Annotated in this window: 12 protein-coding genes; 9 read left to right on the forward strand and 3 right to left on the reverse strand. The window is 72.4% G+C overall.

What is annotated here, in order from left to right; translation table 11 throughout:
• Positions 1-582 precede the first annotated feature (582 nt).
• From ACFZAX_RS05905 to ACFZAX_RS05945, 9 genes are all read left to right on the forward strand, one after another.
• On the forward strand, positions 583-1422 hold the full coding sequence (locus tag ACFZAX_RS05905) for a helix-turn-helix domain-containing protein (RefSeq protein ID WP_390959494.1): 840 nt from the start codon (positions 583-585) through the stop codon (positions 1420-1422).
• 162 nt (positions 1423-1584) lie between these two features.
• Positions 1585-2460 carry an MBL fold metallo-hydrolase gene (locus ACFZAX_RS05910; RefSeq protein WP_390959496.1) on the forward strand — a complete coding sequence of 292 codons (876 nt, stop codon included), beginning with the start codon at positions 1585-1587 and terminating at the stop codon, positions 2458-2460.
• A gap of 264 nt (positions 2461-2724) precedes the next feature.
• Positions 2725-4176 (forward strand): MFS transporter, encoded by a 1452-nt coding sequence (locus ACFZAX_RS05915; protein WP_390959497.1) that lies wholly within the window; start codon positions 2725-2727, stop codon positions 4174-4176.
• A gap of 133 nt (positions 4177-4309) precedes the next feature.
• Positions 4310-5344 carry an AvrD family protein gene (locus ACFZAX_RS05920; protein WP_390959499.1) on the forward strand — a complete coding sequence of 345 codons (1035 nt, stop codon included), beginning with the start codon at positions 4310-4312 and terminating at the stop codon, positions 5342-5344.
• Positions 5345-5418: 74 nt separating this feature from the next.
• On the forward strand, positions 5419-6114 hold the full coding sequence (locus ACFZAX_RS05925) for an AAA family ATPase (RefSeq protein WP_390959501.1): 696 nt from the start codon (positions 5419-5421) through the stop codon (positions 6112-6114).
• Positions 6115-6227: 113 nt separating this feature from the next.
• The gene (locus ACFZAX_RS05930) at positions 6228-7235 is read left to right on the forward strand and encodes a beta-ketoacyl-ACP synthase 3 (RefSeq protein WP_390959503.1); all 1008 of its coding nucleotides are present in this window, start codon (positions 6228-6230) and stop codon (positions 7233-7235) included.
• 361 nt (positions 7236-7596) lie between these two features.
• Complete coding sequence (locus ACFZAX_RS05935) at positions 7597-7863, forward strand: phosphopantetheine-binding protein (protein ID WP_390959505.1); 267 nt, start codon at positions 7597-7599, stop codon at positions 7861-7863.
• Between the two features lie 89 nt (positions 7864-7952).
• Positions 7953-8702, forward strand: a complete 750-nt coding sequence (locus ACFZAX_RS05940) for an HAD-IB family hydrolase (protein WP_390959506.1) — start codon at positions 7953-7955, stop codon at positions 8700-8702.
• Positions 8699-9298, forward strand: coding sequence for an AAA family ATPase (locus ACFZAX_RS05945; protein ID WP_390959508.1), 600 nt, complete (start codon positions 8699-8701; stop codon positions 9296-9298). The genes ACFZAX_RS05940 and ACFZAX_RS05945 overlap by 4 nt, the downstream gene beginning before the upstream one ends.
• A 76-nt stretch (positions 9299-9374) precedes the next feature.
• On the opposite strand, the gene ACFZAX_RS05950 is transcribed toward ACFZAX_RS05945, so the two are convergent.
• The 3 genes from ACFZAX_RS05950 to ACFZAX_RS05960 form a co-directional block, all read right to left on the reverse strand.
• On the reverse strand, positions 9375-10604 hold the full coding sequence (locus ACFZAX_RS05950) for a cysteine desulfurase-like protein (protein ID WP_390959510.1): 1230 nt from the start codon (positions 10602-10604) through the stop codon (positions 9375-9377).
• A gap of 149 nt (positions 10605-10753) precedes the next feature.
• Positions 10754-11413: an HAD-IA family hydrolase gene (locus ACFZAX_RS05955; RefSeq protein WP_390959511.1), complete on the reverse strand. Its 660-nt coding sequence runs from the start codon at positions 11411-11413 to the stop codon at positions 10754-10756.
• 240 nt (positions 11414-11653) lie between these two features.
• Positions 11654-12328, reverse strand: a complete 675-nt coding sequence (locus ACFZAX_RS05960) for a rhomboid-like protein (protein WP_390959513.1) — start codon at positions 12326-12328, stop codon at positions 11654-11656.
• Positions 12329-12382: the final 54 nt, after the last annotated feature.

A 12382-nucleotide genomic window follows, 5' to 3' on the forward strand; every position in this document is an offset into this window, starting at 1 on the left:
CGACGACTTCCGGGGAATCGGAGAACGGAGACCGGGGAGCGGGGAGCGAAAACGGAGGGCGAGGAGGTGACGCCGAACCGCCGCCGCGCTGCCCGGCGTCGCGTCGCCGGTCGCGCCATCGTCGAGGGGCTGTCTAAAGCCGCTCTAACGGCGGCGCGTTCGAGGGCGCGTTCGGGGGCGCTTCGGCGGTGGCACGTCATGCGGAGTGCACGCGCGGACCGCCGCCCGGTCCTCACCCGCGGCTCCGGGCCTCGGCCTGCTTCGATACGCGGGTCCGGCCCGATCCGGACGAGAAGCCCTAAGCGGCGCTTTGGCCTGCCGGGGGAGACTGGCCGCACACGTGGAAGCCATCGGCACCATGGTGGTCACCCGCGCGCAGGGGCGTGGCCCGGACCTGGGACGACGGCGTGGTGCGCTCTGCTGCCGCACGGTGGCGAGCGTCTCAAGTCCCGTTCCGGACACCCGAGTCGGAGCCTGCACGAGCGTGTGTAACTCCCGTCACGTACCAAGCGCGGCCGGGGGCCAGGTGCGTAAGGTGGCGTATATCTCAGCGTCTATGGGTGGACAAGGGAGCGGAGGGCCATGCCGACCGGCCGTCAATTAAAGGAAATCGGACAGTTCTTGAAAGCTCGCCGGGCGGAGGTGAACCCCACCGAGGTGGGTCTGCCGCGAGCGGGTGTGCGCAGGACACCGGGCCTGCGCCGTGAGGAAGTGGCACTCCTGGCCGGCGTGGGAGTGTCCTGGTACACCTGGATCGAGCAGGGCAGAGCCGAGAACGTGTCCGCCGAGGTGCTCGGCGCGATCTCCCGGGTCCTCAGCCTCGACGACACCCAGCGGCAGTACGTGTGGAGGCTCGCCGGCCTGGGCTCGTCCCACTTCGCTCTCTCGTCCCAGCCGGACGGGGAGACCTTCCTGCCCTTCGTCGACAACTGGCTGCCCAACCCGGCCTACATCGCGGACCGGTTGTGGAACGTGGTGGTGGCGAACGACGCCGCCCGCGAGCTGCTGGCTCTGGAATCCGGTTGCGGCAACCTGATGGAGGACTTCTTCCTCAACCCGCAGACGCGCACCCGGTACGCGGAGTGGGAGCAGGACGCCGCGACGATGGTGGCGCGGTTCCGCGCGCACACCGCGAACCACTCCGGCGACCGGCTGCTGGAGTCGATGGTGGACCGGCTGGTCGCGCGCAGCGACCAGTTCGCGAAGCTGTGGAGTGCGCAGGAGGTCCGCGAGGACTCCTGCGGCATCGACCTGCTCCAGCATCCGCGCGCCGGTGAGCTGTCACTGCGGCGGACGACGCTGGACTTCACCCCGAGACTGGGCCTGCGGCTCACCGTCTTCATGGCCGTCCCCGGCACCCGTGCGGAGCGCGCCCTGCCGCTGCTCACCCTGTCGCGGGACATGAGAAGCGCAGCGGCCTGAGACCCGGGTCGCCCGCCGGTCCGGCGGGCGACCCGGGATCCGCCTTCTCCACTCCCCTCTCGCCCTTTCCCCGCCCTCTGCCGCGTCGTTGCGTCGTTGGCTCGTGGGCTCGTCGCCTTGTTTCCCGTCCTCGCCCTCCTCCCCGTCGAAAGTGCCCTGGCCATGTCTGCTGTGCTGCCGCTTGAGCGGCTGACCCGTCCTTCGCCGCTGCGTTCGCTCACCTTCGGGGACTGGCGGCTCACCCATGTTCCCGACGGGCTGGTCCAGTTGAGGCCCGAGGGCTGGTTCACCGGCCTGGGCCCCGACGACCTCGCCGGGCTGGCCCCCTACCGGGGCCCGGACGGTGCGCTGGTCGCCTCGGTGGGGGGCCTGCTGGTCGAGCACCAGGGTCGCGCCCTGCTGATCGACGCCGGATTCGGCCCGCGACGCCTGGCGGCGGCGCAGACGCATCCCGCGCTCGGCGTGCTGGCGGGCGGTGAGCTGATGAACCAGCTCCGTACCGCCGGGGTACCCGCGGAAGCCGTGGACACCGTCGCCTTCACGCACCTGCACGACGACCACGTCGGCTGGGTGCAGGCGGCCGACGGAGCGCACTTCGCGGGCGCCACCTCCTTCGTGATGTCCACCGCCGAGTGGCGGGAGCGGGGCAGTCTGCTGCCGGCGGGACTCGCCGGCCTGGTGCGGACGCCTGCCGATGGCGCGGAGGCGTTTCCGGGCGTCACGCTGCGGGAGTGGCCCGGCCACACCAGCGGTCACGCGGGCTACGTGGTGGAGGTGGCCGACGGGCACTCCGGGGACGAGGGCGTCCGCCGGGTCCTGGTGCTCGGGGATGTGCTCCACTCTCCCGCGCAGACGGCGCACCCCGAGTGGCGGGTCTTCTTCGACGGCGGGGGCGAGGAGGCGGTCCGTACGCGCCGGGCCGTGCTGGAGGAGGCCGCCCGGCCCGGCACCGTCTGCTACGCGGGGCACTTCGCCGACGTGGTCTTCGGGCGGGTGGAGGCCGCGGGCGACGGGTACGTCTGGCAGCCCGTGGAGTGAGCCCGGGGGCCGTCCAGCAGGTCGTCGCGCACCCGCCGGGGGGCGCGACGCGGGACGGCCCGCACGGCGGGGGAGGAGTCGATCGCACGGCCGGCGGGCCGGGACAACCCATGTCCCGGCCCGCCGTGCGTGCCGGGGGACAGCGCCGCGGCGCCCCGGTCCGAGCCTGTTGGGGGGACCAATATGTTGAGCGCGCACTGTTTGGTGAGGAGGATCGCCGTGAGGCTTCTGCCCATGCCGAAGACACACTCCACAGAACTGTCCATGACAGGGAAGCAGAAGACGATCCTCGTCGTCCTGCTGGGCGCGCAATTCATGTTCGCCGTCGACTTCTCCATCCTCACGGTGGCGCTGCCGGAGATCGGCTCGGACCTCGGGTTCGGGCTCGACAGCCTCCAGTGGATCTCCACCGCCTTCGCCCTGACCGCCGCGGGCTTCATGCTCCTCTTCGGCCGCATCGGCGACCTGATCGGCCGGAAGAAGCTCTTCCTCGTCGGCATGGCCCTGCTGACGGTCTCCTCGTTGCTCGGCGGCCTGGCCAACAGTCCCGAACTGATGATCGTGGCCCGGGTGTTGCAGGGTCTCGCCACTGCCATCGTCACACCGTCCGGCATGGCCCTGATCACCACCAGCTTCCCGGAAGGCCCGCTGCGCACCAAGGCGCTCGGGCTGAACGGGGCGCTGCTCTCCCTCGGCTTCGCCGGCGGCGCGGTCCTCGGCGGTGTGCTCACCGACCTGCTCTCCTGGCGCTGGGACTTCTTCATCAACGTCCCTGTAGGCGTCGCCCTGTTCATCGGCGGCGTGCTGGTGATCAGCAACTCGGTCGCCGAGGACCGTCCCAAGCTGGACGTCCCCGGTTCGATCACCGTCACCGCGGGCCTGCTCGCCTTCGTGTACGGCATCACCAGTGCCGAGCGCGAGGGCTGGGACTCCGCGCAGACCTGGGTCACCCTGCTGGTCGCCGCCGTCCTCCTGGCCTCCTTCTACCTGATCGAGCTGAAGGCCGCCGCGCCGCTCGCCCCGGTGCGTGTCCTGAAGGCCAACTCCGTCAAGTGGGGCAACCTGGGCGGGCTGATCACCTTCTCCATGGAGTCGGCGCTCTCCTTCCTGCTCACCCTCTACCTGCAGCAGGTGCTGAACCTCACCCCGTTCCAGACCGGTCTGATGTTCGGGTTCCTGGGACTCGGCGCGTTCATCGGCGGCACCTTCGCATCGAAGATCATCGCCCGTACCGGCGCCAAGGGCGGTCTGGTCCTCGGGCTGGCCGTGCAGGGCGTCATGACCGGTGCGCTGTTCTGGCTGAGTGAGGACAAGTCGGCGGGTATCGCCGCCGTCCTGTTCACCACGTTCGTCGGCGGCTTCGGCCACGTCCTGGCGATCGTCTCGTACACCGTCGTCTCCACCTCCGGCATCGAGGACCGCGAGCAGGGACTGGCCACCGGCCTGGCCGCCATGACCCAGCAGATCGGTTTCACGCTCGGCATCCCGGTGATGTCGGCGGTGGCCGCCTCGCAGTACGGGGTTCTGGACGACGGCGTCGCCTCCGCCGCCGGGGTCCTGGACGGCACCACCTTCGGCATCCTCGTCGACGGCCTGGTCGTACTCGCCGGAGCCCTCGTCATCAGCCTCCTGCTCCGCAGGCCGAAGCCCGCCGCGTCCGCCGGGGTGACCGCGGCCGACGAGTCGGTGGAGCCCAGCCTCACGGCAGCGCCGTAACCGGTGCCGCGCCGGCCGGGTCCACCCGGGCACGGGGCCCGCGCCCCGTACCCGTCCGGCCCGGCGCCCGTACCGAGCGCAGAATCCGGGCGTACCGCCCGACGCCACGTCCAGAGCACAGGGAAGGAACTCGATGCCCGCTCAGTCCGCCTCGTCCGTTCTGCCCGTCGCCTCCCCCTACCTGCCGGACATCTCCGACTACCTGGGCGCGCCCGAACGCCGTTTCTTCGGCGAGGGTTACAAGCGCTCCCGGCACCGCCTCACCGATTTCCACGTACCGGAGCCGGACGGTGCGGCCTCGGACGCGCCCCGGCTGGCCGCCACCGCACAGGTCGACTATCCGAGCGACTGGTCCCGCAAGGGCGACACCGACCAGCGGCCGCACCTCTCCACCGTCGACGTCCTGCTGCTCGGTGCCCAGCTCACGGAGGCCCTGCTCACGAGTCACCTGGGGCTGACCGAGCGGGAACTCGCCACCGTGTGGCTCGCCCGGGTCCGCATCAAGGCCGGGAACCGGCCGGTGGAGGACGACCTGACCGGCTTCCCGGTCTCCGCGCAGCTGGTCGGCCGGCTGTCCTCGCCCCGGCCCGGCCGGGCGCGGACCGCCGTCGAGGCCACCGTGGGCACCCTCCGCATCCGCCTGGAGGCCGACCACCCGGACCTCCCGCCGGGCGCCCGGGCCCGCACCGCGCCCGTCGTCCGTGACGGCGGTTACGGCGACACCCGCCGGCTCGGTGTCCAGCGCGTCGAGAGCATGCAGATCCGGCCCGGCAGCAGCGTCGCCACCGCGGACATCCGGCTCACCGGCGGGCCGGAAGGCACGCTCGGCGGCATGGAGGGCGAGCAGCAGCCGTCCGTGCACCTGGTGGACGCGTTCGTGACGGCCCTCCAGATCGGCCAGGTACTGCTCTACGAGCTGGACCAGGTTCCCCGTGCCGACTCGGACACCTTGTGGATGCGCAGCACCCTGCTGGAGGCGACCACGCCGCACCGGCCGCGCGCGGCCGCCGACGGCGGACCGCTGCCCATGCGGGCGGAGCTGCGGGATTCCGTCCTGCTCAACAACCGCCTCGGCGAGACCTGGCGCCGGGCGGACATCGCCGCGCAGCTCGCCGACATCTCCGTGGTCTGCTCGGTGGTCCACCGGCTGCCGCGGTACTCGTCCTGAACCCCTTCACGACCCACGACCCACGGCGTTCGCGCACCGGAGCCGAGCGCCCCGATCATCACAGGAGACAAGTCATGAAGCTCGCCATCGCAGGCACCTACTCCGTCGGCAAGACCCTGACCACCATGGCCGTCTCGCATCTGGTCGGCCTGCCGCGTTCGTCGGCCAAGACCATGCGGGAACTGCTGCCCATCTCCATCCCCGGCAAGACGCTGGAGGAGTGCACCCCGCCTGAGCTGATCATGCTGATCATGCGGCGCAACCAGGAGCGCGCGGTCAACGAGTCCCACCTGCCCGACGGCTTCGTCTCCGACGGCTCGTCCCTGCACGAGTGGGCGTACGGCACCGTCCGCGTGCTGGTCGGCATCAACCCCAACGAGTCGGTGAACCTGGACGCCATCGAGGTCACCGAGGAGATCGGCTTCTACGGCAAGGTCCTGGAGCAGATGGCGGTGCCCGCCAAGCAGCACGCCCGTGCCACCTACGACTCCTTCGTCCACCTGCCCATCGAGTTCCCGCTGGTTCAGGACGGCCACCGCCCGGTCAACGAGCGCTTCCGGTCCCTCGCGGACGAGTTGATGCTGAGGACCCTGGACGAGCTCAACATCCCGTACCACACGGTGGGCGGCTCCATACCCGAGCGGCTCCAGAAGATCATCGACATCTACGGCTTCAAGCCCGTGGTGAGCATCGACGAGGCGATCGAGCTGGCCCAGGCGGAGTACGCGCTCATCGACACGAGCTCGGAGCTCGTCCGCGCCGCCGGCTGAACCCCGGCGGCCCCGCACGGCCCGCACCCGAGCACCCGTACCGGAGAACCAGAACCACCCCTGCGAGGACCCACAGAACCGGAAGACACCACCCAGGAGAACCGGGGATACCCATGCCGCACGCAGTCCTGCGCGGGCTCGGCACGCATCTGCCGTCCCGACGAGTCACCAACGCCGAACTCGCCGACATCTTCGACACCTCCGACGAGTGGATCACCACCCGCACCGGAATCCGGGAACGGTACTGGGCCCCGCCCGGCCAGTCCACCGGTGACCTGGCCACCGAGGCGGGCCGCGCGGCCCTGAAGTCCGCCGGACTCGGCGAAGGAGCCGAGGTCGGTCTTCTCATCGTCGCCACCACCACGCCCGACCATCACTGCCCCGCCACCGCGCCCGACGTCGCCGCGCGGCTGGGGCTCGGACACGCCGCGGCCTACGACATCGCCGCCGTGTGCTCCGGATTCGTCTACGCCCTCGAAGCCGCCGCCAACGCCATCGTGGCGGGCCGGGTCGAGCGGGCGCTCGTCATCGGGGCCGAGACCTACTCGACCATCCTCAGTCCGAACGACCGCACCACGTCGGTGATCTTCGGCGACGGAGCCGGGGCCGTCGTGCTGAGCCGGGGCACCGGAGAGGAGCCGGGCCGGCTGCTCGGCTTCGACCTGGGCAGCGACGGCACCGGCAAGGACCTCATCAAGATCCCCGCGGGCGGCTCCCGGCAGCCCTCCGGCGACGTGCCGGCGGCCACCGAGGACCACTACTTCACCATGCAGGGCAAGAAGGTGTTCGCCCAGGCGGTCCGCCGCATGGCGGAGTCCTCGCTCGCCGTTCTGGAGAACGTCGGCTGGAGCAGGGACGAGGTGGAGTACCTCGTCGGTCACCAGGCCAATCTCCGGATTCTGCGGTCCGTGGCGGAGCAGATCGGCCTCGACGCCGACCGGGCCGTCACCAACATCGACAAGGTCGGCAACACCTCTGCCGCGTCCATTCCCCTCGCTCTGGCCGACGCGGCGGCGAAGGGGACGTTCAAGACCGGCGACCGCCTGGTGCTCACCGCCTTCGGCGGCGGCCTGACCTGGGGTTCCGCCGCTCTTACCTGGCCGGACGTCGTCCCGGTCTGATCCCGCGTCCCAGGTGCGGCGCGACGCCCGTCACGCGCCCGCGCCACAGCTTTCCCCCACGCGCACCGGTGCCGTTGCGCGTTCCACGCGGCCCTTCGCGCGCCGGTTTCGCCGCGCGCCCTTCGTGGCCCTCCGCGCGCACCACCGCCGTTGCGTGCCCGTACCGCGCGCGTTCCCGTGGGTCCGGGCCCGGACCGCCCTCCCCGGCGGCCCCACCGTCGCCGGGCCGGTCCACGGGCCGGGCCCTCCCACGGCTCACGCGCAGCATCCAAGCGTGCCGAACTCCGCGGAAACCCCGCGCACCCGGCACGGGAACCGTGCATCACACCACCCCGAAACCCCGGAGAGGAAACACAGTTCCATGAGCAATTCCGTCACATCCGCCTCCGCCGCCTCCTTCGCCGACGTGATCCTGACCCTCCTCGTCGACAAGTACGAGGCCCCCGCCGAAACCACCTCCGTCGACACGGATTTCGAAAGCATCGGCTTCGATTCGCTCGTCCTCGTCGAGGTCGCCGTGGACCTCAGCCGCACGTACGGCGTGGAGGTCGCCGACGACGAGCTCCAGGAGGCCGGAAGCGCCCTCGGGGTCGCCGAGCTGCTGGTGGCGAAGGGCGCCGCCGCCTGACCTCGGGGTCGCTCGTCCACCCCCTCCGTCCGCAGCGCGGTCGGCCCGGGCCAGGGCCGACCGCGCTCCTCCTCCGGGATGGCTCCGACATGACCTCCGCCGATCACCGCCCCGCCGCCTTCTTCGACGTCGACGACACTCTGACCCGCGGCACCGCGATCTTCCGCTTCCTCGTCTACTGGTACGCGGCCCGGGGCCGGCCCCCGCACGAGGCCGTGCACGCCCGCCAGCGCCTGAAGGCCATGACGATGGCCGGGGTCAGCCGTGAGGAGACCAACCGCGCCTACTTCCGGCTGCTGACCGGAGCGCCCGCCGTCGAGATCACGAGACTGGCCGAGGCGTGGTTCCTCGCCGAGGTGGCCGGGGGCGGCTTCTTCCACGAACCCGTCCTGGAAGCGCTGCGGGCCCACCGCCGGGACGGCTACCGGGTCGTCCTGGTCTCCGGTTCGTTCCCCGCCGTGCTGCTGCCCCTCGTGGAGCACATCGGCGCCCATCACCTGCTGTGCACCGAGCCCGAGATCGATCCGGTCTCGGGCCTGTACACCGGCAGGCTCCCCGATCGCCCGCACCAGCCGATGATCGGCGACGCCAAGTCGGCGGCCGTACGGGAGCTGGCCGCCGTCCACCGCATCGACCTGGCCTCCTCGATCGCCTACGGGGACCACGTCTCCGACGCGCCCATGCTCGCCCTGACCGACCGCGCCGTGATCGTCGGTGACGACCCGCACCTGCGCCGCCTCGCGGCCCACCACGGGTGGTACCGGCTGCCGAAGGCGCCTTCACCCCTCGCGGTACCTCTGCCCGAACCGAATCCCACCCCACCAGGAGCACTGCTGTGAGGATCGCCCTCGTCGGCGCCTACGGAGCCGGAAAGACCACCCTGATCAGCGCCGCCACGGCCCGCGTCGGGCTGCCCGCCGCGCACGGCACCCCCATGCGGGACCCGGTGGGCAGCCGCCGGCCCACCTCGCTGGAGGAGGCCACCGAGCCCGAGCTGGTTCAGCTCGTCGTGCGCCGTCACGCCGAGCGGCTTCTGGCCGAGGCGGCGTACCCGAAGGGGTTCCTCTCGGACGGTTCCCTCCTGCACGAGTGGGTCTACGCGACGGTCCGGCTCGCGGTCGGCCTCCACCCCGCCGCCGGCCCGGACGTGTGGGACGTGGTCGCCGACGGGGGCGACGGCGACCCCTACCGCACCGTGCTCGACCATCTGGGCCGCGAGTTCCTGCACCGCGCGCTCACCTCGTACGACGTCTTCGTCCACCTCCCGGTCGAGTTCCCCCTGCGCGACGGCACACCGCCCATCGCCGAGCACTTCCGCGTTCTCTCGGACCGCCTTCTGCTGGACACCCTCCGCGCGGCGGGCGCCCCCGTCCGTACGGTCTCCGGTCCTCTCGACGACCGTCTGGCGGCCCTGGTGGCCCTCACCGGCGTGTGAAACGGGGCACCACCGCGGTCCGGGGCTCCGAGGCGTACGCGGAGCCCCGGCGGACAGGGAGCGTCGGTCTGCCCGCTCAGGCGCGGGCGGGACCGGCGGTGAGGTAGTCGGCGAGGGCGTCGAGCAGCAGGTCGACGTCCTCCTCACTGCTGTACGGGGCCAGGCCGACGCGCAGTCCGCCCGCGTCGCCGAGGCCGAGGTGGCGGGAGGCCTCCAGGGCGTAGAAGGAGCTCGCGGGGGCGTCGACGCCCCGGGCGGCCAGGTGGCGCGAGGCGTCGGCGGCGGAGCGGCCCGGGAAGGTGAGCAGCAGGGTCGGGGTGCGCAGTGCGGCGCGGGAGTGCACGGTGACGCCGTCGAGTGCGGCGAGTCCGGTCTCGATGCGCACCCGCAGGGCGTCCTCGTGGGCCTCGATCGCCTCGAACGCGGCGACCAGGCGCTCCCGCCGAGGGGCCGTCGCGCCTTCGGCCGCCGGCGCCAGGCCGGCCAGGAAGTCCACGGCCGCGTGGGCGGCTGCCAGCAACTCGTAGGGCAGTGTGCCCAGTTCGAAGCGTTCGGGGACGGCGTCCGTGGACGGCACCAGCTTGTCGGGGTGCAGGGTCTCCAGCAGTTCGGGCCGGCTCGCCAGTACGCCGCAGTGCGGGCCGAGGAACTTGTACGGCGAGCAGGTCAGGAAGTCCGCGCCGATCGCGGCGAGTTCGACCGAGGCGTGGGCGGCGAGGTGCACGGCGTCCACGTGGAACAGGGCGCCGGCGCCGTGCACGAGCTCGGCGATCGCGGGCAGGTCCGGGCGGGTGCCGGTGAGGTTGGAGGCGCCGGTGACGGCGACCAGCCGGGTCCGTCCGCCGAGTGCGTCCCGCACGTGGTCGGGGGTCAACTCGGTCGTCTCCGGGTCGAATTCGATCCAGCGGACGGTTGCTCCCGCCGCCTCGGCGGCCTGTATCCAGGGACGGATGTTGGAGTCGTGGTCGAGGCGGCTGACCACCACCTCGTCGCCGGGGCCCCACTCCTTGGCGAGGGTCCGTGCGAGGTCGTAGGTGAGCTGCGTGGAGCTGCGGCCGAAGACGATGCCGCGCGGGTCGGCCCCGAGCAGGTCCGCGAGCGCGGAGCGGGCACCGGCGACGATGGCCTCGGCGTTGCGCTCGCCCTCGTTCTGGACGCCCCGTACGGCGAGGGGGTGGGCCAGGGCGTGGACGATCGCGTCGATCACCGGCTGCGGGGTCTGGGTGCCTCCGGGGGCGTCGAAGCGCGCCGAACCGGACTTCAGGGCGGGGATCTGCGCGCGGACCGCGTGGACGTCGTAGGACATGCGTGCTCCGGTGAGGTGGGTGGCGGACCCGCAGGGCCCGGAGGCGGCGTACGGGTGCCGCCCCGGACACCGATGGTGCCTGGTGGGAGCGGGGACCGCGCGCCCGGGGGCGGTACGGGTAACGGGTACGGAAGCGGGCGCGGAAGGCGTCAGCCGGCCGCGAGCAGCCCCGGCAGGGCGCGCATGTCGTCGAAGACGACCGTGCCGGGACCTTCGAGGCGGGCCGGCGGGGTGAGGCCGCCGCTGTACCCGAAGGCGCGCATCCCGGCGGCGCGGGCCGCGGCGATCCCGTACGCGCTGTCCTCGATCACCGCGCACCGCGCCGGGTCGGCGCCCAGGGTCCGTGCGGCGTGCAGGAAGAGGTCGGGGGCGGGCTTGCCCCGGGCGACGTCGGCGGCGCTGAAGACGCGGCCCTCGAAGTGGTGGCTCAGCGCGGTGGTGGCCAGGCTGCGCCGGATGGAGCGATGGGAGCCGTTGGAGGCGAGGCAGTACGGGACGGTGAGTGCGGCCAGCACCTCCGGGATGCCGTCCACGGCGGTCAGTCCGGCGAGCGCGGTGCGGTAGAGGTGGGAGTACGGCGCGTCCCAGTCGTCGGCCAGCGGCCTGCCGATACGTTCCTCCACCGCCGCCCGCAGCACCTCCACCGAGGAGCCCACGAACCGCTCGATGATCTCCGCTTCGGTGAAGGGCGCGCCCAGCTCCGCCATGACGACCGCGTCCACCTTGACGTAGATGCGTTCGCTGTCCACCAGGACGCCGTCGCAGTCGAAGATCACCAGGTCGAAGGGGTGCGCGGGGTTCACCGTCATGGCCGCAGCGTAGGTGCGCCGGCCGCGCGGCGGAAGCCGCGCGACACCGGACCGGTACCTGTCCGGCACCCGTCCGGCGCCCGCACGCCCGATGCCCCCCAGCGCCCCCGTTCCCGCGCCCCGGCCCCGCTCCCGCGCCCCGGCCCCGTTCCCGCGCCCCGGCCCCGACCGGGAACGCCCCCTCAGCGCCTCCCAACGGTCGGCGGCGCGGTGGGCCGCGTGCGAGCCGTGGGCGGGAGGTTACTGGGCCGCGGCCCGTCCCGGCGCCCGGGGTCGGCGTGCCCGGGGGCGGGGTCTTCGGGTCAGCGGGAAACAGGCCAGTCCCGCCAGGGCCGCGGCGAACCGGCCGAGGTCGGTCACGTCCGGTCCGGCGCCCAGCGGGACCCCGCAGAAGACGAGGACGGCGAAGGCGTACGCGTACCGCCACGCGCGCGGCAGCCGGTAGGTGAGCACCGCCGCGATCCCCGCCAGCCCCTGATCGGTGCCGTACACCAGGGAGTCGGTGGCGGACAGGGACGCGTGCCCGTGCCGTGCCGCCCAGAGCAGTACGGCCTCCGCGAGCAGCCCGGCGGGCGCGTACGCCACGGCCACCACGGCGCACCACCGCAGGGTCCCGAGCCACTGTTCGGCGGGCGCGTGGAAGAGGGTGAAGAGCACCGCGCAGAGCACCCAGTGACCGCCCTCGGGCAGCCACAGCAGACCGGCGAGGAACACCCGGAACGGGCGGTCCGCGAGTGTGTGCGGATCGGCGGGTGCGGGCAGCCGGACGAATCCCTCGGCGGCGGGCAGCAGCGGTCCCAGCAGGTGGGAGGTGACGAGGAGGACCGTCAACCAGACGTATGTACCCGGGGATCGGGCCATCCAGCGGCCGATCGCGGCGGCGACGGCTGCTGCTGCCGGGCGGTTTCGCTCCATGGTCCCGATTGACGCACGGTCCTACGATCGGTGGCGTGATCGACATCCCGGAAG

This window comes from Streptomyces sp. NPDC008125 (genome assembly GCF_042957125.1).
Lineage (GTDB): Bacteria > Actinomycetota > Actinomycetes > Streptomycetales > Streptomycetaceae > Streptomyces.

Coding starts and splice junctions, on each gene's coding strand:
- ACFZAX_RS05905 (WP_390959494.1), top strand. CDS start 583: ATGCCGACCGGCCGTCAATTAAAGGAAATCGGACAGTTCTTGAAAGCT.
- ACFZAX_RS05910 (WP_390959496.1), top strand. CDS start 1,585: ATGTCTGCTGTGCTGCCGCTTGAGCGGCTGACCCGTCCTTCGCCGCTG.
- ACFZAX_RS05915 (WP_390959497.1), top strand. CDS start 2,725: ATGACAGGGAAGCAGAAGACGATCCTCGTCGTCCTGCTGGGCGCGCAA.
- ACFZAX_RS05920 (WP_390959499.1), top strand. CDS start 4,310: ATGCCCGCTCAGTCCGCCTCGTCCGTTCTGCCCGTCGCCTCCCCCTAC.
- ACFZAX_RS05925 (WP_390959501.1), top strand. CDS start 5,419: ATGAAGCTCGCCATCGCAGGCACCTACTCCGTCGGCAAGACCCTGACC.
- ACFZAX_RS05930 (WP_390959503.1), top strand. CDS start 6,228: ATGCCGCACGCAGTCCTGCGCGGGCTCGGCACGCATCTGCCGTCCCGA.
- ACFZAX_RS05935 (WP_390959505.1), top strand. CDS start 7,597: ATGAGCAATTCCGTCACATCCGCCTCCGCCGCCTCCTTCGCCGACGTG.
- ACFZAX_RS05940 (WP_390959506.1), top strand. CDS start 7,953: ATGACCTCCGCCGATCACCGCCCCGCCGCCTTCTTCGACGTCGACGAC.
- ACFZAX_RS05950 (WP_390959510.1), bottom strand. CDS start 10,604: ATGTCCTACGACGTCCACGCGGTCCGCGCGCAGATCCCCGCCCTGAAG.
- ACFZAX_RS05955 (WP_390959511.1), bottom strand. CDS start 11,413: ATGACGGTGAACCCCGCGCACCCCTTCGACCTGGTGATCTTCGACTGC.
- ACFZAX_RS05960 (WP_390959513.1), bottom strand. CDS start 12,328: ATGGAGCGAAACCGCCCGGCAGCAGCAGCCGTCGCCGCCGCGATCGGC.